The sequence below is a fragment of the uncultured Propionibacterium sp. genome (assembly GCF_963539965.1).
Taxonomy (GTDB): Bacteria; Actinomycetota; Actinomycetes; order Propionibacteriales; family Propionibacteriaceae; genus Propionibacterium.
This window is the reverse complement of record NZ_CAUTOU010000042.1, coordinates 1-19,155: the sequence shown is the minus strand read 5'-3', so window position 1 is coordinate 19,155 and position 19,155 is coordinate 1. Positions and strand designations below refer to the sequence as shown.

19 protein-coding genes are annotated in these 19,155 nt (G+C 70.2%); 11 read left to right on the top strand and 8 right to left on the bottom strand.

The features are described 5' to 3' along the window. Positions 1 to 918 precede the first annotated feature (918 nt). Entirely contained in the window at positions 919 to 2,316 is a 1,398-nt protein-coding gene (locus tag R2N01_RS07945; protein ID WP_316670132.1) for an amino acid permease, read from the top strand. Positions 2,317 to 2,473: 157 nt separating this feature from the next. Here the strand turns inward: R2N01_RS07945 and R2N01_RS07940 are convergent, their stop codons facing one another. Then, positions 2,474 to 3,457, bottom strand: a complete 984-nt coding sequence (locus tag R2N01_RS07940) for a polysaccharide deacetylase family protein (protein WP_316670130.1) — start codon at positions 3,455 to 3,457, stop codon at positions 2,474 to 2,476. A gap of 412 nt (positions 3,458 to 3,869) precedes the next feature. Here R2N01_RS07940 and R2N01_RS07935 point away from each other — a divergent pair, with 412 nt between their 5' ends. Continuing rightward, entirely contained in the window at positions 3,870 to 4,409 is a 540-nt protein-coding gene (locus R2N01_RS07935; RefSeq protein ID WP_316670128.1) for a DinB family protein, read from the top strand. A 78-nt stretch (positions 4,410 to 4,487) separates the two neighbouring features. Next, entirely contained in the window at positions 4,488 to 4,991 is a 504-nt protein-coding gene (locus R2N01_RS07930; protein WP_316670126.1) for a hypothetical protein, read from the top strand. Positions 4,992 to 5,045: 54 nt separating this feature from the next. Here R2N01_RS07930 and R2N01_RS07925 read toward each other — a convergent pair whose 3' ends face one another. The 3 genes from R2N01_RS07925 to R2N01_RS07915 all read right to left on the bottom strand — a co-directional run bounded on the left by R2N01_RS07925 (position 5,046) and on the right by R2N01_RS07915 (position 8,131). After that, positions 5,046 to 6,797 (bottom strand): FUSC family protein, encoded by a 1,752-nt coding sequence (locus R2N01_RS07925; protein WP_316670124.1) that lies wholly within the window; start codon positions 6,795 to 6,797, stop codon positions 5,046 to 5,048. A 167-nt stretch (positions 6,798 to 6,964) separates the two neighbouring features. Then, positions 6,965 to 7,378, bottom strand: a complete 414-nt coding sequence (locus R2N01_RS07920; protein ID WP_316670123.1) for an SRPBCC domain-containing protein — start codon at positions 7,376 to 7,378, stop codon at positions 6,965 to 6,967. 165 nt (positions 7,379 to 7,543) lie between these two features. Then, positions 7,544 to 8,131: a DNA-3-methyladenine glycosylase gene (locus R2N01_RS07915; protein WP_316670121.1), complete on the bottom strand. Its 588-nt coding sequence runs from the start codon at positions 8,129 to 8,131 to the stop codon at positions 7,544 to 7,546. A gap of 105 nt (positions 8,132 to 8,236) precedes the next feature. Here R2N01_RS07915 and R2N01_RS07910 point away from each other — a divergent pair, with 105 nt between their 5' ends. From R2N01_RS07910 to R2N01_RS07880, 7 genes are all read left to right on the top strand, one after another. Beyond that, the gene (locus R2N01_RS07910; protein WP_316670120.1) at positions 8,237 to 9,211 is read left to right on the top strand and encodes a hypothetical protein; all 975 of its coding nucleotides are present in this window, start codon (positions 8,237 to 8,239) and stop codon (positions 9,209 to 9,211) included. A 384-nt stretch (positions 9,212 to 9,595) separates the two neighbouring features. After that, positions 9,596 to 10,306 carry an NUDIX hydrolase gene (locus tag R2N01_RS07905; RefSeq protein WP_399553262.1) on the top strand — a complete coding sequence of 237 codons (711 nt, stop codon included), beginning with the start codon at positions 9,596 to 9,598 and terminating at the stop codon, positions 10,304 to 10,306. Positions 10,307 to 10,624: 318 nt separating this feature from the next. After that, the gene (locus R2N01_RS07900) at positions 10,625 to 11,311 is read left to right on the top strand and encodes a D-lyxose/D-mannose family sugar isomerase (protein ID WP_316670118.1); all 687 of its coding nucleotides are present in this window, start codon (positions 10,625 to 10,627) and stop codon (positions 11,309 to 11,311) included. 35 nt (positions 11,312 to 11,346) lie between these two features. Further along, a complete protein-coding gene (gene hxlA / locus R2N01_RS07895) occupies positions 11,347 to 11,991 on the top strand; it encodes a 3-hexulose-6-phosphate synthase (protein ID WP_316670116.1) in 645 nt (214 codons plus the stop codon). Next, positions 11,988 to 12,554, top strand: coding sequence for a 6-phospho-3-hexuloisomerase (gene hxlB / locus R2N01_RS07890; protein ID WP_316670115.1), 567 nt, complete (start codon positions 11,988 to 11,990; stop codon positions 12,552 to 12,554). The genes hxlA and hxlB overlap by 4 nt, the downstream gene beginning before the upstream one ends. A gap of 3 nt (positions 12,555 to 12,557) precedes the next feature. Further along, the gene (locus tag R2N01_RS07885) at positions 12,558 to 13,466 is read left to right on the top strand and encodes a carbohydrate kinase (RefSeq protein ID WP_316670114.1); all 909 of its coding nucleotides are present in this window, start codon (positions 12,558 to 12,560) and stop codon (positions 13,464 to 13,466) included. Continuing rightward, positions 13,463 to 14,521, top strand: coding sequence for an aldose 1-epimerase family protein (locus R2N01_RS07880; protein WP_316670112.1), 1,059 nt, complete (start codon positions 13,463 to 13,465; stop codon positions 14,519 to 14,521). The genes R2N01_RS07885 and R2N01_RS07880 overlap by 4 nt, the downstream gene beginning before the upstream one ends. A gap of 101 nt (positions 14,522 to 14,622) precedes the next feature. On the opposite strand, the gene R2N01_RS07875 is transcribed toward R2N01_RS07880, so the two are convergent. The 3 genes from R2N01_RS07875 to R2N01_RS07865 form a co-directional block, all read right to left on the bottom strand. Next, the gene (locus R2N01_RS07875) at positions 14,623 to 15,372 is read right to left on the bottom strand and encodes a DeoR/GlpR family DNA-binding transcription regulator (protein WP_316670110.1); all 750 of its coding nucleotides are present in this window, start codon (positions 15,370 to 15,372) and stop codon (positions 14,623 to 14,625) included. 189 nt (positions 15,373 to 15,561) lie between these two features. Further along, on the bottom strand, positions 15,562 to 16,380 hold the full coding sequence (locus tag R2N01_RS07870; RefSeq protein ID WP_316670109.1) for a Bax inhibitor-1/YccA family protein: 819 nt from the start codon (positions 16,378 to 16,380) through the stop codon (positions 15,562 to 15,564). Positions 16,381 to 16,480: 100 nt separating this feature from the next. Continuing rightward, the gene (locus tag R2N01_RS07865; RefSeq protein ID WP_316670108.1) at positions 16,481 to 17,131 is read right to left on the bottom strand and encodes a TetR/AcrR family transcriptional regulator; all 651 of its coding nucleotides are present in this window, start codon (positions 17,129 to 17,131) and stop codon (positions 16,481 to 16,483) included. Positions 17,132 to 17,248: 117 nt separating this feature from the next. Here R2N01_RS07865 and R2N01_RS07860 point away from each other — a divergent pair, with 117 nt between their 5' ends. Next, on the top strand, positions 17,249 to 18,805 hold the full coding sequence (locus tag R2N01_RS07860; protein ID WP_316670107.1) for an MFS transporter: 1,557 nt from the start codon (positions 17,249 to 17,251) through the stop codon (positions 18,803 to 18,805). A gap of 37 nt (positions 18,806 to 18,842) precedes the next feature. On the opposite strand, the gene R2N01_RS07855 is transcribed toward R2N01_RS07860, so the two are convergent. Next, the coding region (locus R2N01_RS07855; RefSeq protein WP_316670106.1) for a uracil-DNA glycosylase family protein at positions 18,843 to 19,155 on the bottom strand (313 nt) is incomplete at its 5' end.

Genomic DNA, 19,155 nt, shown 5'->3' with positions numbered 1-19,155 from the left:
AGCAGTCCGCGGCGGGACAGCTGCCGGTCGGCTCTGGCCTGCTCGGTGGTCCCGGTCTCCTGGACGACGGCGCCGGAGGGCAGGACCCTGCCGGTGCCGTGCTCGCCGTTGGTGGGTTCGTTCGTGTCGGACATGTTCCTCCTGGTGTGCGCATGGCGGTGCCATGCATGGGACGGTGGGGCCGAGGGCGCACTCGCGCCCGAGAACCGGGTGCCGGTAGTGACGTCCGCGCGGGAGATGCGGGAGGACAGGAACAGGAAGGAGGGCCCTGGCAGGTGATGCGGGCGCGTCGGAGCGGGCCCGGCCGGGGCCGTACCGTCATGAGTGCATCAGGAGCGGCGCGGAAGACTCACAGACACATGGCCGTGGTGGCAGCGCGACAGTCGACCGCGGGCGCCTGGATTCGGCGTGCCGCAGGCCAGCAGATGCTGCGCTGTGCCATATCGGGTGCTCCTCGGGACTGGGCTGCTCGCGCAACCATCCTCCTCCATGCCGCCGGGGCGGCGCACGCGACCTGGAACGGTCATCGTGGGGTCCCACGATAGATCACCGGTGAGCCGCGGACAACGCCCCGTCCAGCCATCGGGCGCCCCCTCAGGGCCGTCCCCGGACAGGGACCGCCCGGCCCGGCACCATCGGTTCCGCCGCCGGACGTCCAGGATCACGGCCCACCGCGAATCCGCCCCGCCCTGCGGGAGCCCTCGCCCGGACCGGGGCCGGGCCGAGCGCTCCCAATGGCAGAGGCATCGGGCAGCACCACCCGCAGCCGATTTTGCCGAAGACGGCGCCGCCCACTAGATTACGGCCATCCAGCCGGGTGATAACAGCCATGGGCCCACGAATCCGCGGGGAGTCGTCATGCGACTCCCCGTACCTGACTCGCCACAGGCCGGCACCGCTACAGCACAAGGAGGAGAAATGCCGAACGACCCCGTCTCAGGCGCCGAACAGGGCCTGACCAAGGGTTTGCGAGCGCGTCACATGACCATGATCGCCGTCGGTGGTGTGATCGGCGCAGGTTTTTTCCTGGGCGCAGGCGGCGCCATCGCGGAGGCCGGCCCGGCCGTCATCATCGCCTACCTCGTGGGCGGCTTGTTGGCCTTCATGGTCCTCATGCTGCTCGTTGAAATGGCGATCGGGCGTCCCGTGGCAGGCTCCTTCCAGCAATACGCATTCGAGGCCTTCGGGCCACGAGCGGGTTTCACCACGGGATGGACGTACTGGCTGGCATTTCTCATCGGACCGGCCTCCGAGACGATCGCGGCCGGAACCTTCCTGCACGTATGGTTCCCGGGCATCCCCATCTGGGTGTTCGCGCTCGTGGTGGCGGCGCTCATGACCATTGTGAATCTCGTCGGGGTGACCTTCTTCGGTGAGGTCGAGTTCTGGTTGGCCCTCGTCAAGGTCATAGCCCTGGTCGTATTCATCATCTGGGGAGCGGCCGCCATCACGGGGGTCCAGCCCAGCGCCCCCGCGTCCGTCAGCAATCTGGTCTCCGACGGCGGCTTCGCACCGGCCGGCCTCGCCGGCATCTTCGGCGCCATGCTGCTGGTGATGTTCTCCTACGGCGGCACGGAGGCCATCGGCACCGCCGCCGAGGAGTCCGAGCGCCCCGAGCGCGATTTGCCGAAGGTGCTGCGCTCCACCATCGTCCGGATCCTCGTCCTCTACGTGGCGTCGATCCTCGTGCTGACCATGGTCCTGCCCTGGAAGCAGGCAGGCACCTCCTCGAGCCCCTTCGTCGATGCGATCCAGCTCCTGGGAGGCCCGACGGCGGCCAACATCATGAACTTCGTGGTGCTCACCGCGGCCCTGTCCTGCATAGACTCCGGCATCTACGCCACGAGCCGCATGCTCTTCTCCATGTCGCGCGAAGGCTACTTCCCCGCTGTGTTCTCGAAGCTGTCGGGCAGGTCGGCGGCGCCGCGGGCCGCCATTCTCGCCTCCACCGCAATGCTGTTCCTCGGCGCCCTGCTGTACGTGTTCGCCTCAGATTTCGCATATGTGTGGCTGGCCAGTTTCTCGGGCTTCGGTTTCATGTTCAGCTGGCTCATGATCGCACTCAGCGAGCCTCGAATGCGCAAGATCCTCGAGCAGGAGGGCAATCTCAAATGGCGGGCGCCAGGCGCGAGCTGGGTGTGGATCGTCTGCGTCGTCATCATCGCCGCGACATTCATCGGTCAGCTGTTCATCGACGGCGGCTGGGTAATGCTCGCGGCCGGGGCGGTGTGGATCGCTTTCACGCTCGCATATTACGAGGCGCTCGGCAAGAAACGCTTCATGGACACCCAGAGGGCGAGGGGAACGCGGCTCTGACCGCGCTCGGCAGTCCATGAGCGGCCCGGCCTCGTGCCCGGGCGCCGCCGCCGGGCCCCCGCTCCCCCGCGTCGACCGGGTGGCACCGCGCTGGAGCCGGAAGCCCTCTCCAGCGCGGTGCCGGGCCGGTCGCGGGCCGGCCACCGGCGCTTCCTCCTCAGCGGTTGACCCGGTCCCCGGGGCCCTCGGGGCGGGGGACCTGTTCCATGAACTTCCTCGCGATGTCGATCCTGCGCATGAAGACGGCCTCCGGCTTCGACTGCGCGTAGCGGATGAATTCCGCCAGACCATTGATACGGGCGGGATTGCCGGTGATGCGCGGGTGGATGCCGATCGACATCATGCGCCCGCAATCATCCCCGTCGTCCAGCAGCTGGTCCAGGGTCCGCGACGCGACTTCCACGAAATCAGACGGCGCCGCGAACCCCGTGCCCATGATGTACCGGCAGTCGTTGACCACCAGCGAATAGGGCACGATCAGATGAGACTTCCCGCCGACGAAAGTCCAGAACGGAAGGTCATCCCCGTAGTAGTCGGAATCGTAGAGGAAGCGGCCATCAGCCACGAGGAGCTCACGGGTGTTCACCGACATCTCACGGCAGTACCAGCCCTCCGGCTGGTGGCCGACTGTGCGCTGGAAGGAATCCATCGCCTTGTTGATGAGCTCCCGCTCCTCCTCCCGGGAGTACTCGTAATGATCGATCCAGCGGTACCCATGACCGACCAGTTCATCGCCGCGTGCCACGATCTTGCGAGCGACTTCAGGATTCCGCTCCAGGGCCACGGCCGCGCCGAAGACGGTGATCGGGACGTCGTAACGGTCGAATGTGCGGAACATCCGCCAGATCCCGGCACGGGATCCGTATTCGTACATGGACTCCTTCGCCAGATCACGCTGGTCGTCGACCTCGAAGGGCAGCTCGTACATGCCGTCGTTCATCGCATCGCCCATCGCGAAGGTCTTCTCCGAGCCCTCCTCGTAATTGATGACGATGTTGATGGCCACTTTGGCGCCGTTCTCCCAGCGGACACGCGGCGGCCTGGCGCCGTATCCGATGAGTTCCCGGTCCGGACCGGCCATGCCCGGAATGTCGTCGTTGCGGTACCAGTGATTCCTTTGAAGCTGTTCATGGCTCGACATGGTTCCTGCTCCCATCCGAAGGTGCTGTTCGCTCAAACATTCAGCGCAGCCCGGACCAGGGTATCGAGGTACCAGCGCGGCCGGAAAGCGCCACCCACGAGTCCGGATGTCCATTACCCGGCCTCGCGGCGGCGCACAGTGCCGGATCGTTTTCGCCGGATCGTTTTCCAATCCTCAAGGGCTCGGCAAGAATAGCGCACGGTCGCACCCATCCCGGCCACGGCCCCTGCCGCGCACCGCTCCGGGCCGGTGACCGGCGCGGCCCGAGCCCCGCGATCCGCCGGGCCGAACCGGGCCTCGGGGAGGGCGGTGTCCGGCAGGCGGCCGGATCGCCGGTGCGGCCGGACCGGGCATCCAGGACGGCGCCGGCCCACGGCCCACCGGATGCGCAGAGGACGGGGATAATGGGGCCATGGACTCAATCGACCTCTTCAAGGACTCCTTCGACAGGGTCGCCGAGGAACTGCCCCGCCTGCTCGAGGACCTCCCCGCCGACTCGCTGCTGCGTCGCGCTCACGTCACCGGCAACCCCGTCGCCTGGCTCGCATGGCACATCGGGCGCTGCGAGGATGCCCAGATGGCCGCCCTCGACGACCGTACCGAGGTCTGGGACCAGGGCTGGCGCGAGCGCTTCGACCTGCCCTACGGCCCGCACGACAACGGCTACGGCCAGACCTTCGAGCAGGTCAGCCGGTTCCAGGTCACGGACGCCGATCTCCTGACCGGCTATTACGCCGCCGTGCACGAGCAGACCCTGGGCGTGCTCGATGCGGAGCGCGGCAAGGACCTCGATCGCGTCATCGACGCCGCCTGGGACCCGCCGGTCACCGCGGGGGCGCGCATCGTCTCGGTGGTCAACGACGTCACGCAGCACCTCGGCCAGATCGCCTATCTGCACGGGCTCTCCTCGGTCCGGACCAATGCCCCCGCCCCGACGTGGGAGCGGAGCTGAGCCCCCGCCGTTCCCGCGTCGGGCACGACGCGCGGGGTCCGGCAGGCCCCGGCGGGGCCACAACCCCATAATGGGGCCATGGACTCAATCGATCTGATCAAGGACGCCTTCTCCCGCATCGCCGATGAGCTCCCCGGCAGGCTCGAGGGCATGTCCGCCCGCTCCCTGCTTCATCGCGCCCAGAGGCAGGGCAACTCCGTCTCGTGGCTGGCCTTCACCATGGCCCGTCGCCAGGACAGGCTGTTCGCCCGCATCGGCGGCACCGCCCAGGTCTGGGACCAGGGCTGGCGCGAGCGCTTCGACCTGCCCGAGTCGGCCGAAACCGCCGAGGACGAGCGCTTCCGGGTCGTCGACGTCGAACTGCTGAACGGCTACTACAGGGCCGTCGCGGCCGCCAGTGCCGGGGTGCTCGAGTCGGGCGCCGCCGAGAACCTCGACCGCGTGCTCGAAGGCGGCAGGAGCGTGGGCTCCTCGCTCGTCGACCTGCTCAACGAGATCACCAAGGACATGGGTCAGATCGCTTTCCTGCGCGGTCTGACCGACTCGATCAAGGCGATGCGCGCACGCAGGAGGACCGGCTGAGGCCGCTCGGAGCCGGAACGGGGGCGCTCGGCCCTGGAGCCGTCCGGACACCAGTCAGCTCCCTGCCCTGGCCCTCTTGGAGTTCTCGCTCATGTAGCGCCAGTGGATCGCGCTTATCCGGGCGGTGAGGGCCCTCGTCCCGATGGTCCGCGACGAGATCGGAGGCAGGGAGCCGAGCAGCGCGGCGAGGGCGTCGTGCGCCTGCCCGGCGGCCGGGTCCCCGCCGGGCAGCCTGCGCCAGCACGAGGCCATGACGTCGAAGCCGAAGAGGTTGACCTCTTCCTGCACGCTCTGCCAGCGCGAGAGCGCCTCGGGGTCGTCCGGGCGCTGGGACGAGAGGATCTCGGAGGCCCGGCCGAGTTCGAAGACCATGGTGCGGCGGTCCTCGCGGGAGGCGCGGGTGACGAGCCGGCCGTCGGCCAGGTCGGCCAGCACCTGTTCGATGCGCCGCAGCGTGCGGCGGTACTGGCTGCGTACGAGCAGCACCGGGGCCCTGCGCCCGACGAGCCAGATCATGCCGGTGGCCGCGGTAACGCCGATGAGGGTCTCGACGAAACGATCGCGCAGGAGCACGGCGATGTCGGCGCGCGAGCCGACGGGCGTCATCATGAGCGCGAAGACCGTGATGCACACCACGGCCAGCGCATAGTTGCGGGTGACGATGACCTCCAAGCCGTAGATCATAACGACGACGATGCCCACACGGATCCACGGGACGGGTTGCAGGACGATGATGCCGAAGTAGCACAGCACACCGATGCCGGTGCCGACGACGCGGTGGGCCGCACGGATCGTCATGTCGGCGCGGGAGGCCCCCATGTGCAGGACGATGAGGCTCGACAGGATCGCCCAGTAGGCGTGGCCGACCGGCGAGGCGATCATCATCGTCGAGCCGAGCAGGACCGCCAGGCAGGCGCGCCCGGCCACCAGCCAGGGGCGCGAGCCGCGGTCGAGGGCGGTACGCAGCAGATAGCGGACCGGGGGACGTCCCAGCGGCACGCGGCGGAAGTTCTCGCCGATGTCGAGGCTCGATGTCGGGAAGGATTCGGCGCGCAGCACGTCGATGAGGTTCAGGTGGATGCCCATCAGCCGTTCCTCTATGCCGCGGCGGGCGGCGGTGCGGCTCGTCATGCGGCGCCGTCCGGTGCGCAGGACGTGCCAGGCGTTGTTCACCGCGAAGACCGCTCTCGAGCGCATCCGGTTCGAGCAGCGGTCGGGGCAGTCCTCCGGGCGATCCCGGTAGGCGCTGACGGCCTCATCGGCCTCGTTCACGGCCTCGCGTTCGGGCGCCAGCAGGTCGAGGGACAGGATGACCACCGAGGCCAGGGAGGCGACGAGCCACGAGAAGCCGGTGACCCTCAGCAGCGTGGTGAGGCCGTAGCCGTGATTGGTCATGTACGCCGAGAAGGCCCCGGCGAAGAGCGTGTTGATGGGGCCGGGCGGACCGATCAGCAGGGCGTGCCAGGTCCACACGATGACGAGGGTGAGCAGACCGAACAGCGGGGGCATCAGCCAGGCGTGGGGGCCGGCGAGGGCGCCGATGCATTCCATGGCGAGGGTCGCCGCGCCGACGGACAGCAGCATCCTGACGCGATTGCGCATGGGGGCCTCGCGCCCGGTCTGCGCGGCCTGGGCGCCGATGAGGCCCATCGAGCCGAGCGCGGGCCCGAAGACGAGGCAGGAGACGACCAGCCCGACGGCGACCGCCGCGCACCAGCGGGCGGCGCGCACGGCTCGACCCGGTTCGGGGCGAAGAACGACGAGGCTGCGCCCCAATCTGCCCGCCGACCGGCTCGCCGCTCCCACCCGAGCGAGTCTAGAAGGATCGCGCCCGCTCCGCCGGGCGCGCCGCGACCCTGCCGGGGTTTTCCACGAATCCGATCCGGGGCGGAGCCCCGCAGGGTGGAGCACGGCGCGGCCGTCCGGCCTCGACCTGGACGACCACGCCGCAATGGCTGCGATGAATCCCCGGCTCAGAAGCAGTCGCTCTCGATGCGCTCGAGCGCGACCTCCCAGCGGCCCTGGAGGTACGCGGGGTCGACGCCTCCGGCCAGCCTGGTGTGAATCACCTTGAGCTCGGTATGGGCATCATCGGTGGCGGCCACCCGCAGGTCGACCAGTGAGGCAGGGGCATCGTCGTCCTTGCGCCACCAGAAACGGACCTGCTCGCGGGGGTGAAAGCTCCTGATCACGCCCGAGCGGCCGTCCGCGGCCTTCCACGCCTGGCCCTTCTCACCGAGCATGGCGCCGCGCCCGAGCAGGGCCTCGGAGCCCTTCTTCGTCATGAGCACGCCCCATACCCTCGACAGCGGCTGGGCGATGGTCCGCGTCACGACGACGCCCTCGGGCGAGGGCTCGGGCGCCTCATTCCTTGACTGTTCCGACATGGGAACCTCGATTCATCCGACGGTCTCTATGTGGGCCGAGCCGGGCGCTCCGATCGTTCGCGGCGCTGCGACTCGACGTACCCAAACCCTAGTCCGATGAACACTCGGGTGGAAGCAGGAGGGACCGTCCCGGGCCGGGGCGGCCCGACGGTGACGGTTCAGGGCTCAGCCGTACCAGGGCTCGCCGCTCCTGCGGCCCGAGACCGAGGGCTCGCCGGCGAGCCAGAACCGCAGTCGCGCATCGGCCGCCTTCGTGATCCCGATACGCGGCCCGACGAGGATCGGCCCGGGGCCGTCCCCGGGCGCGGTGAGCCCGAAGAGACCGTCTTCCCCGCCCAGCAGCCGGCCGTTGTCGGTCAGGTCGAGGCCGAGCGCTCGACCGAGATTGCCCGGGCCCCTGGCGAGCATCGCATCGGGCCCGCCGGGCGCCAGCCCCCTGCGCTCGCGGGCGGTGTCGACACCGGCGACGACCTCGCCGGCGCGCATGAGCACCGCCGAGGCCCGCCCGACGGGCGAGCAAACGATGTTGCCGGCCCGGTGGATGCCGTAACTGACGTAGACGTAGATGCTGCCGGGCTTCCCGAACATGACGGCCGCCCGCCCCCGTTCGCCGCGGTAGGCGTGCGATGCGGGGTCGTCCGTGCCCAGATAGGCCTCGACCTCGGTCAGTCTCACCGCAACGGGGCCCCGCCGGATGACCGCTCCGAGCAGCGTCGGGGCCGTCTCGTCGGCTCGGGCGTTCAGATCGATCATGGCTCCCAGTGTGGCACCGTGATCGCCCGGGCCACTGCGCCCGGGTCCGCACCCTCCACCGCGTGCCAGGCGCTCCCGGCGGACCACTGGACGTAGCGTGGGGTCATGTCCACTCGTGCTGTCCGCGCTCGCGCGGTCCTGTGCGCCATCGTCGCCGGGGCCATCGCCCTAACCGGTTGTGCGAGGGGGACGAGCAAGAACGGTCCCGGCAGCGCCTCCTCGCCGTCGAGCACCGTCCCCGCGGCCAGTCCGGGCGCCGGCTCCGATCCGGCGTACGACCTGACCCGCCCGGGCAGGGCCCGCCAGGTCATCGACTTCCTGCGCCGGGCGAGCGGCGATCGCCCCGTACTGCGCATCCAGGTCACCGCCGAGGCCGCGAACCTCACCTACCTGACCGAGAACAGCAGGGCCGAGACGATCGGCTACGCCAATGGCGCGATCTCGCAGCTGGACTCGACGATCCAGTACATCGACCAGGCCCAGTTCAACCCCGATGACTTCGCCTTCGACGACGTGGCGGCACTGTTCGAGGCCGCCGCCGAGGTCTCCGGCTCGGACCAGGACCAGGATCTCCAGATCAACGAGTACGACCACGGCAATGTGCTCATGACGGTCACCACGACGCCCGAGTCGAGCACGGTCTTCTTCCGCGACAACGGCTCGGTCATCAACGAGCTCGATCTGACTCGTGCCGCCGACATCGCCGAGGCGCTGGCGGACACCGTCCAGGACTCATCCCAGGTCGCCTCGGTGACGGTCAAGCCGGATTCCCTGACGACGAGGGTGCGCATCGACGACGCCACGGTCGAGGAGCGCACGCGCCGCGTCAGTCTGCCGACGATCGTCTCGACGATCAAGAACAGCAACAAGAGCCCCTCGTTCGCCCCCTCGCTGATCAGCCCCGAAACCATCGCCCGGCTCATCGCCCAGGTCGCCAACCAGGCGGGCCGCACCGAGACACCCGAGATGACGGTGACGATCGGCGTCGACACCGGCGGGACGGAGCCGCTCATGCGCTTCCAGACCGGGGGCACCGAGGTCGTGACCAGCATGAACGGCACGGTCCAGCAGGACAGGTGATCCCGTTCCCGCCCACGCCGGTCGATGGTCGTGGCGGCCGACACGTCGTCCCGAGGACTGGGACCAGAACGGCCCGAACCTCGGTGACGGGCCGTTCTGGTCCCGGTCAGGCGAGTCTTCCCGGGAGAGACCGGGCGAGAGGAAGGAGGGGTCGGCATGGGCCGCCTCGGCCACCGCCCCGACCGTCGGGGCTGAGCGCGAGCGCCGTGCTGCAGGGGCGATTCGCAGTGGCGAGATGGAGGGTTCGTCCGCGTCGCCCCACTGGTCCGGCCGACGCGCAGGAGCACATCGCCGGACGTATCGATTCCGACGAGCCGGTGGCCCGTGCGCCCGCCGCGGCGGTTCCGACCTTTTGCGGGGGCGATCACGTGGGAAAATCGAACGGTGCGCATCATCGGGGTTCATCATCTGGCCGAGGGCCCCGTCGTCGACGTCAGGATCGGTCATGGCCAGGACCCCCACCAGCTCCTCTGGCGCAGGGGCTGGATGATCAGCAACTGGATGTCCGCGTCCGGGCGCGACGACGAGATCGTCCTGACCGCCAGGGTCGCCCAGCGGAGCACCAGCAGCAGAATGCCCCGTCATCACGCGCACCGCATCCACGTCGATCTCTCGAAGACCGGCGTCGAGCCCATACCGCGCCAGCGTGTGGCCGCCTACGCGGTCGTCCGCTCCCCCATGGGCGTGCTCGGCACGGTCTGCAGCCGTCGCACCGCCGTGCCCGGACGCTGGCAGCTGCCCGGCGGAGGCGTCGAATCCGGGGAGACCCCGAGCGAGGCGGTCATCCGCGAGGTACTGGAGGAGGCCGACCAGCGCATCAGGATCCTGCGCGTGGTCGACCTGCAGTCCGACCACTGGATCGGCAACTCCCCCACCGGCGTGCTGGAGGACTTCCAGGCGCTGCGCATCATCTACACGGCGGTCTGCCCTGATCCGGAGCCTCCCCGCGTGCTCGACGTCGGCGGCACCACCGAGTCCGCGCGCTGGGTCTCGATGCGCCACTGGCGTTCGCTGCCATGGACCTCGAGTGCGCGCTCGGCGCTCGACAAGCACCTGGCCACGATCGCCGACAGCCGTCTGAGCGGATCACGATGAGCGCCGGGCCGCCGGCACGGAGCGGGACCGACGGCCCGGCGCCGAACCTCCGGGCCCGCCCGCCGGGACGGGCGATGAATGTACTCGTGCGTTCGCGTCCCCCGCGGAGTCTCAGGGCCGTCCGCCCGGAAGACGGCCCCCGTTCGCCGTCACGGTGGGCGCCGGCAGGATGATTCACCACGACCAGTTCATCGTTTTCTATTGCTTCTAATCGGTTTGTCTCATATGCTTGGGGCATCACCCACCGCAGGAGACCCCGGGCCGGCGACCGGTCCGAGCCCCCTGAACAACGCAGTTCACGCAGGAGGACACACCGCCATGAAACGATCCGACATCAACGCCACCATCAAGCGGTTCGAGAGGCTCCTCGCCGAGTACCGGATCGCGCTTCCCCCCTATCTCTCGTTCACCCCGGGCGAGTGGGCCGGCAAGAACGCCGAGTACGACGAGATCCGGGACAACATGCTCGGCTGGGACGTCACCGACTACGGCGAGGGCGACTTCGCGCACAAGGGCCTCGCGCTCATCACCCTGCGCAACGGGAACGTCGAGGACGAGCGCTACACCAAGACCTACGCCGAGAAGCTCCTCATGAGCGACGAGGGCCAAGTCTCCCCCCTCCACTTCCACTGGACCAAGATGGAGGACATCATCGTCAAGGCCGGCGGCACCGCCGTCTTCCGCCTCTACAACGCCGATCACGAGACCGGCGGGAAGCTCGACACCCCCGTGACGGTCTCCCGCGACGGACGCAACTACGAGGTCGCCCCGGGCGAGGAGATCGAGATCAACGCGGGGGAGTCCCTCACCTTCTACCCGTACACGTACCACGAGTACTGGATCAAGGAGGGCACGGGCACCACCATCCTCGGCGAGGTGTCCATGTGCAACGACGACAACACCGACAACCGCTTCTACGAGCCCCTCGGCCGCTTCCCCACGATCGACGAGGACGAGCCCGCCTACCGCCTCCTGTGCAACGAGTACCCCCCGGCCCGGGACTGACCGGCCGCGGAGCCAGGAGGACCACCATGAAACCAATGAAACTGCAGATCGCGCTCGACGAGCTCACCCTCGACCAGGCCGTCGGGCTCGTCTCCCGGGTGCGCGAGCACATCGACATCATCGAGGTGGGCACGCCCTTCATCATCGCCGAGGGCGTCCACGCCGTGAGGGCGCTGCGACGGGCCTTCCCCGAGAAGAAGATCCTCGCCGACACCAAGATCATGGACGCCGGCGAGTACGAGGCCCGCCTCGCCTTCGACGCCGGCGCCGACTACGTCACCGTCCTCGCCGTCACGGACGGTCGCACCGTCCGGGCCTGTCTCGGGGCGGCGGAGGAGGCCGGCGGCGCCGTCGTCGCCGACATGATCTGCGTCGAGGACAACGCGCGGAAGGTCGCCGCCCTGGAGGCGATGGGCGTACGGCACATCGCCGTCCACACCGGGGTCGACGCCCAGGCGGCCGGTCGCACCCCGTTGGACGACCTGCGCGAGATCCGAGCCCTGACCAGCGGCAGCGAGATCTTCGTGGCCGGCGGCATCTCGTCGGACACGCTGCCCCGGTACATCGACGCGGGCGCGGACGTCGTCATCGTGGGCGGTGGGATCGCCCACGCCCCCTCCCCCGCCGACGAGGCCCGTCTTCTGGCCGGGGCCCTGCACGAAGGGGGGGCCGCCCGATGAGCGACAGCAGTCCCCTCCTCGCCATCGTCTCCGAGATCAGCACCTACGCCGCGAGAGTCGATCCCGAGCAGATCACCCGCATGGCCGAGCTGCTGGCGGAGGCGCCCCGTGTCTTCGTGGCCGGCGCCGGGCGCACCGGCTTCGCCTCCCGGGGCTTCGCCAATCGCCTCATGCACCTGGGCAGGACGGCTTACTTCGTCGGCGAGCCGACCACGCCGTCGATCAGGGCCGGCGACGTCCTGCTCGTCGGCTCGGGCTCGGGCACCACCGGCAGCCTCGTCGTCATGGCCGAGAGGGCCAAGAGCCTCGGCGCGCGGGTGGCCACCGTGACCATGTTCCCCGGTCATCGCATCGGTGAGCTCTCCGAGGTCGTCCTCACCCTGCCGGGGTCCACCCCCAAGCGCGCGCCGGGCGAGGCGGAGTCCGCCACCTCGATCCAGCCGATGGGCTCCCTCTTCGAAGAGCTGTGCTGGCTCGCCTTCGACGCCCTGGTCCTGGAGCTCATGCCGCTCCTGGGCCAGAGCGCCGAGAGCATGTTCGACCGCCATGCGAACCTGGAGTGAACCATGACGACGAGGAACAGCACCACCGGCCCCCGGGTCGTGTGCATCGGGGAGATCGGCTGGGACCTCCTGCCGACGGGCAAGCAGCTCGGAGGGGCCCCGGTCAACGTCGCCTACCACGCCGCCCGCAACGGCGTGAGCGCCACGGCGGTCACCGCCGTCGGCGGGGACGTCCTCGGCGATGAGATCGTCGAGCGATTCGAGCGGGCCGGGATCCACGCGATCGTCCAGCGCTCCGGACTGCCGACCGCGACCGTCAGGGTCGCGCTCCAGGACGGGATCCCCGCCTACACGATCGCCCGCCCCGTCGCCTGGGACGACATCCGCGCCACCCCCGAGGCCCTCGCCGCGGTCGCCGGCTGCGAGGCCGTCGTCTACGGGTCCATCGCCTCCCGCGAGGACGAGGGCACGCGCCAGGCGCTGCGCGAGCTCCTCTCCGCCGCCCCGGCCGGCGCCGTCCGCCTGTTCGACATCAACCTGCGCGCAGGCTTCCAGGGCCCCGAGGTGCTCGTGCCTCTCCTGGACGAGGCGACGATCCTCAAGGTCAACGACGAGGAGCTCGTGGTCCTGCGGGCCCTCCTCGGCCTCCCGGAGGACGATGAGGCGGCCCTGCGCTCGCTCGCCGACGACCACGCCCTGGACTGCGTCATCCTCACCGAGGGGGCGAGGTCCTCGACCGTCCTCACGGCGGACGAGGTCTCCACGATCCCCACCCCGAGCTGCGAGGTCGTCGACACGATCGGTGCGGGCGACGCCTTCGCAGGGGCCTTCCTGGCCGCATGGCTCGCCCATGAGCCTCTCAGAACCACCCATCAACGCGCCGTGGACGTCGCCGCCTTCGTCTGCGGCCACGAGGGCGCCTGGCCCGCCTATCCGGCGAGCGGCGCCGAACCGGAGGAGGACCACCGATGAACCGCAACGAGACACTCGCCCGGGTCGGCTCGATGCAGCAGCTCGCCTTCGTGCGCTCCGTGCGGCACGAGGACGGCCGGGCGGGCGGCATGCGCACGGTCGAGGTGAAGAACGGGCCCCTGCGCTTCACCGCGATGGCGGACAAGGCGCTCGACGTCGCCGCCCTGGAGTACCGCGGGCAGAACCTCACCTTCACCTCCAAGCCCGGGCTCAACGGCCGCAATCCCTTCGACACCCACGGCGAGGAGGCTCAGCGCTCGATCATGGGCGGACTGTTCTTCACCTGCGGCTTCGAGAACATCGGCGCCCCGTGGACCGACCCCGGGGGCCACGAGTACCCGATGCACGGGCGGCTCCGCACGAGCCCGGCCGAGCACGTCGGCTACGACGCCGCCTGGGAGGGTGACGACTACGTCCTGTCGGTCCAGGGCGAGGTCCGCGAGGCCGAGCTCTTCGGCGAGAACCTGCTCCTGCGCCGTCGTCTGTCCACCCGGCTCGGCCAGGACGGCCTGGACCTCGCCGACGAGGTGATCAACGAGGCGCCCCGGGACGAGCCCATGATGCTCATGTACCACTGCAACATCGGCTGGCCCCTGCTCGCGCCCGGCGCGGAGGTCGTCATCCCGAGCCTCGGGGCGGCCCCCCGCAACGAGACCACGGCGGCGGACCCGACCCCCTGGTCGACGGTCGAGGAGCCGCGCCCCGGGATCCCCGAGTCCGTCTACCTGCACACCCTCGCGGCCGCCGATGACGGCTCGACCTTCGCCGGCGTCGTCAACGACGAACTGGGCCTCGCGCTCGTCGTCGAGTTCTCGACCCGGGAGTTCCCCTTCTTCATGGAGTGGAAGTCGATGGCCTCGGGCGACTACGTCGTCGGGCTGGAGCCCTCGAACTCCTCGGTGCACGGCCGCGGCTACCACGAGGGCCGCGGCGACCTGCACCGCCTGCCGGCCCTGGCCTCCGAGACGAAGCACCTCCGCTTCACCGTGCTGAGCACCCCGGAGGGCATCGCCGCGCTGCGCGAGCGCCGCGACGCGCTCCTGGCCTCGGCCTGAGCCCTCTCCTCGACCGACGGCGGTCCCGCCCCGGCATCCGCACCCGCCGGGGCCGGACCGCCGTCGTGTGCACGGCGGGCGGGCCTCATGGCCCGGGCGCGTCAGACCGGGCGGACCGTCACCCCGCGCGCGGCGAGCTCCGCCGTCTCGGACTCGGGAGCGTCGGTGAAGACCACGTCGAGCCGTTCGCAGCCGGCCACCCGGTAGGTCGAGCGCCGCCCGAACTTCTCCGCGGTGATGAGGCTGGCGACCGTCGCGCCCGCGTCGAGGACGGCGCGCTTGGTGACCATGGATTCCAGGTAGGGCACGAAGATGCCGTACTGGGCGTCGATCGAGCTGACGCCGATGAGGGCGAGATCGACATGGAGGTCCCGGATGGCCTCGAGCGCCTGCGAGCCCACCGCCTCCTTCGACCGCCGGTGGATCTGCCCGGGGATGATCTGCACGGCGGCGCGCTCCCAGTCGGCCAGCAGGAGCGCGACCGCCGGGTTGTTCGTGATGACCGTCCCGTCGAACTCCCTGGGCAGCTGCTGGGCGGCGATGTAGTTGGTGGAGCCGCCGTCGATGAAGATGACGCGGTGCGCGGCGATCTCTTCCATGGCGGCCTGCGCGAGGCGGTGCTTGGCCGCGGACTCGACGTCGACCCGCTCCTCGAAGCGCTCGAGCTCGCGGTCGGCGCGCACGGCGCCGCCGTGCACCCTGGTGAGGACGCCTCTTCTCGACAGGTACTGGAGATCCTTGCGGATGGTGTCCTCGGTGAGGCCGAGTTCCTCGGCGAGGGGGCCGACGAGGACACGGCCGTCGGCGGCCACGCGCTGGAGGATGAGTTCCTGTCTCTCGGCCTTGAGCACTGCTCCCCTTCGTCCCCGGAGCGCGTCGGCCCCGCGCTGCTGCCGTGCGCACCATTCTACGGGGAGCCTCGCCCGGGGCCCGGACACGGAGCGCGGGGAGGAGCCCGGCCCCCGCTGACGGGCCCCTCAGCGCGCCGGCGCGGCTCCCCGACCCGGCTGGGCGGCGGCCTCGGCCTGGTTGCGGAGGAACTAGTTACGGAAGAAGCTGAGGATGCGCAGGATGTTGGTGTACAGCCACACCAGGGTGACCATGAGGCCGAAGCCGGCGCGCCAGGACTCCTTGGCGGGGGCGCCCATGCGGACGCCGCGCTCGCACTCCTCCAGATCGATCAGCAGGCTCGCGACGCCCAGGACGACGCCGATGCCGGCGAAGAGCCAGCTCAGCACGCCGGCGTCGGAGCCGGTGTTCGTCAGCCCGAGACTGCCGCCGGCGATGACGACGACGAAGTTGATGAGGGCGACGACCACATAGGCGATGATCGACATCGCCACGATCCGGCGCAGCCGGCCGCCGACCCGCACGTTGAGATAGCGGTAGGCGGCGAGGACCACGGCCGCTGCGGCGAAGGTGCCGAGCACGGCCTGGGAGACGATGCCCGGGTAGTAGTACTCGAAGACGCGGCTCCAAGCCCCGAGGAGGAGCCCCTCGGCGATCGTGTAGGTCATGATGCCGGGCACCGAGGTCGAATGGCGCAGCGTCACGACGAGCGAGGCCACGAGGGCGATCATCGACGAGACGATGGCCACCGGGTAGAGCAGCGAGGCGGGCAGGAGGAACCAGCTGGCGGCGGCCGCGACGAGCAGGATGACGAACAGCGTGCCGGTCTTGGCGATCACATCGTTGATCGTCATGACGGCCGGCGGCCGCGCCTGCGGGGCATAACCGTACTGCTGCCCGTAACCGGGCTGGGCGTACTGCTGCTGGTGGCCGAGATTCTGGTAGCTCGCCTGCCGGTAACCGGGAGTGAAGGCATCACTCCTGCTGAGAACGGGATTAGTGCTGCGCACGACGCTCCAATCGGTCGAACTGGCCCGTGGGCCCTTCCTCCAGGGTACCGGCCCGGGCGGGGCGCCGAAGGGAACCGGACCCGCAGCGGCCCCCGAGCCATCAGGGGGCGGGGGCCCGCCCCTGGGCCGACGCGAACAGGGCCTCCAGCCCGTCGGCGACGCCGGTCAGGCGCACCAGCGCGCCCCGGGCCTCGTCGACGCCTTCGATCGCCAGGCCCGCGACGAGGCCGAAGGCGGTGTCCATGAGGAGCTCGGCGATTCCGGCGGCGGACAGTGGGACGGGCGTCGCCGCGCTGGTCAGCCAGGTGCGGGCCAGTTCGGTGACGAGCCGGCGGATCGTGGCGAGATTGCCGCGGATCATCGCGCACACGGTCTCGTCGCGGGCCGCCTCGGCCCAGGCGTTGACCGCCAGCCGGACGTCCAGGATGATCTCCTCGTCGGCGCCGTCGGGCGGCAGGAGCAGCGCCATGCACTCCTGGAACACCTTCCCCGGCAGGACGGGCGGCCCGGCGGCGACGAGCTCCTCCAGATGCTCGATGAGCGGTCCGAGCCGGACCGCCGAGACGCTGCGGATGAGCTGGGTCTTGCCCTGGGGGTAGTAACGGTAGACGGTGCTCGACGAGACGCCGGCCTCGGCGATGATCTGATCCATCGACACGGTGTGGAAGCCGTCCCGGGCGAAGCAGCGGTGCGCGGCGGCGAGTATCCGCTGCGCCTGGGCGCGCCTGTACTCCTCGCTCACCCGTGGCATGACCCGATCATAGCGGGCCGGCTCGGCATGAGTCCCGTCCAAATAGAAACGATCGTTGTCATTCTGCTCGATCGCGCCTACCCTTAGCGAAAACGATTGTTTCTTTTTGGAGTTCTCATGACAGCAGACCTCGATACCAGGCCCGCGCAGGCGGCGCCGCCGACCCGGCGCGGGCTCGTACTCGTCAGCGCGGTGATCGTCCAGTTGATGATCGTGCTCGACATGACGATCATCGCCATCGCCCTGCCCGACATGCAGGCCGACCTGGGCATGACGGCCACTCAGCGGCCGTGGGCGGTGACGGCCTACACGCTGGCCTTCGGCGGCCTGGTCCTCTTCGGCGGACGGGTGGTCTCGACGCTCGGCCTGCGCAGAAGTTACGCGATCGCTCTCAGCGGTTTCGCGCTGGCGAGCCTGGCCGGCGGCCTGGCGCAGTCCTTCGCGACGCTGGCGGCGGCCCGGGCCGTCCAGGGCACCTTCGCGGCACTCCTCGCACCAACCGTGCTCGCCCTTGTCAGCAGCACTTTTCCGGATCGGGGGGCGCGAACCAGGGCTTTCTCGGCGCTCGGCGCCACCGGCGGTCTGGGGGCGGCGGCCGGCCTGCTCATCGGCGGGGCCCTCACCGACGCTCTCAGCTGGCGCTGGGCGCTCTACGTGAATCTGATGATCGCGGCCTGTGCGCTGCTCATCGGCGCCCGTCATGTGCCCGTCGCCGTCCGCGAACCCAGTCAGGACCGGATCACCGACGACCTGTTCGGCCTGGTACTGGGCTGCGCGGGCATTTTCAGCGTCGTCTACGGCCTGGATCGGGCCCAGCAGAACTCGTGGACGGCCCGCAGCACGCTTACCTGGCTGGGCGTCGGGGTCGCCCTGCTGGCGGCCTTCGTCCTGCGCGAGCGCCTCGCCGCCCGCCCGGTGCTGCCGCTGTGGATCCTCGCCAGCGGTTCGAGAGCCTTCTCCTACGCCGCTCAGTTCTTCACCGGCGCCGCCCAGATGGGTGGCCTGGTCTACCTCACCTATTACCTGCAGAACCATTTCGGCTATTCGCCGCTGCGCACCGGTGTGGCCTTCCTGCCCATGGTCGGCACGGTGATCATCACCGCCCTGGTGGTCGGGCGCCTGCTCGTGCCGCGCCTCGGCGTCGGGGCCCTGCTGTCGGCCGGCCTGCTGATCGAGGGCATCGCCTTCCTCGTCCTCGCCCGCGTCTCGTTCGACGCCTCCTACGCGCAGGTCGCGCTGCCCGGCCTGCTCGTCGTCGGCGCCGGCGCCGGCATCGTGACACCGGTCGCCTTCAACAACGGAACGAGCGGTGTTCCGGCCGAGCGCTCCGGGCTCGCCTCGGCCGTGCTCAGTGCGAGCCAGCAGATCGGCTCGTCCCTCGGCGTGGCCCTGCTCGCAGCGCGCGCCGAGCATGTCGCCGAGACGTACGCGTCCGACCGCGCAGGCGAGCTCCAGCAGCAGATCGTCGGGGCCCTGACGGGGGCCGGCGCCACTCCGGACAGCCCGGCAGGCCAGTCGATCATCGCCCGGCTGAGGGACGACCTGGCCTCGCACGCCCAGATCCAGGCCTATGCGAGCGGCTTCGCGCTCATGGCCTGGATGCTGGTGGGCGCAGGGGCACTCCTCGCTGCGGTGACGGCGATCCTGGCCGTGGCGCACCGGCGCAGATCCTGACGGGACCCCGCGCCCCGTGCCCGGTGGGACCGCCGCATCACAGGCGGCGGGCCTCGGCCAGGACGTCGTCCAGCATCTTCTCGGTGAGCCGGCCGGTGAAGGTGTTCTGCTGGCTGGGGTGGTAGGAGCCGAGCAGGACGACGGTCCGGCGCCCCGGGGCGGTGAGCCGGGCGCTGGCGCCGTGCCCGAAGCGCGGCTTGGGGCGGGGGACGCCCCAGCCGGCGCCGCGGACCACGCGCAGCACCGCGTCCCAGGCGATCTGGCCGAGGGCGAGGACGACGCGGACCGTGGGCATGAGCTCGATCTCGCGGGCGAGCCAGGGGGCGCAGGCGTCCCGCTCGGCGGGGGCG

Bases quoted from the DNA above. Each gene is read 5' to 3' on its own strand.
- R2N01_RS07945 (WP_316670132.1), top strand. From the start codon at position 919: ATGCCGAACGACCCCGTCTCAGGCGCCGAACAGGGCCTGACCAAGGGT.
- R2N01_RS07940 (WP_316670130.1), bottom strand. From the start codon at position 3,457: ATGTCGAGCCATGAACAGCTTCAAAGGAATCACTGGTACCGCAACGAC.
- R2N01_RS07935 (WP_316670128.1), top strand. From the start codon at position 3,870: ATGGACTCAATCGACCTCTTCAAGGACTCCTTCGACAGGGTCGCCGAG.
- R2N01_RS07930 (WP_316670126.1), top strand. From the start codon at position 4,488: ATGGACTCAATCGATCTGATCAAGGACGCCTTCTCCCGCATCGCCGAT.
- R2N01_RS07920 (WP_316670123.1), bottom strand. From the start codon at position 7,378: ATGTCGGAACAGTCAAGGAATGAGGCGCCCGAGCCCTCGCCCGAGGGC.
- R2N01_RS07915 (WP_316670121.1), bottom strand. From the start codon at position 8,131: ATGATCGATCTGAACGCCCGAGCCGACGAGACGGCCCCGACGCTGCTC.
- R2N01_RS07910 (WP_316670120.1), top strand. From the start codon at position 8,237: ATGTCCACTCGTGCTGTCCGCGCTCGCGCGGTCCTGTGCGCCATCGTC.
- R2N01_RS07900 (WP_316670118.1), top strand. From the start codon at position 10,625: ATGAAACGATCCGACATCAACGCCACCATCAAGCGGTTCGAGAGGCTC.
- hxlA (WP_316670116.1), top strand. From the start codon at position 11,347: ATGAAACTGCAGATCGCGCTCGACGAGCTCACCCTCGACCAGGCCGTC.
- hxlB (WP_316670115.1), top strand. From the start codon at position 11,988: ATGAGCGACAGCAGTCCCCTCCTCGCCATCGTCTCCGAGATCAGCACC.
- R2N01_RS07885 (WP_316670114.1), top strand. From the start codon at position 12,558: ATGACGACGAGGAACAGCACCACCGGCCCCCGGGTCGTGTGCATCGGG.
- R2N01_RS07880 (WP_316670112.1), top strand. From the start codon at position 13,463: ATGAACCGCAACGAGACACTCGCCCGGGTCGGCTCGATGCAGCAGCTC.
- R2N01_RS07865 (WP_316670108.1), bottom strand. From the start codon at position 17,131: ATGCCACGGGTGAGCGAGGAGTACAGGCGCGCCCAGGCGCAGCGGATA.
- R2N01_RS07860 (WP_316670107.1), top strand. From the start codon at position 17,249: ATGACAGCAGACCTCGATACCAGGCCCGCGCAGGCGGCGCCGCCGACC.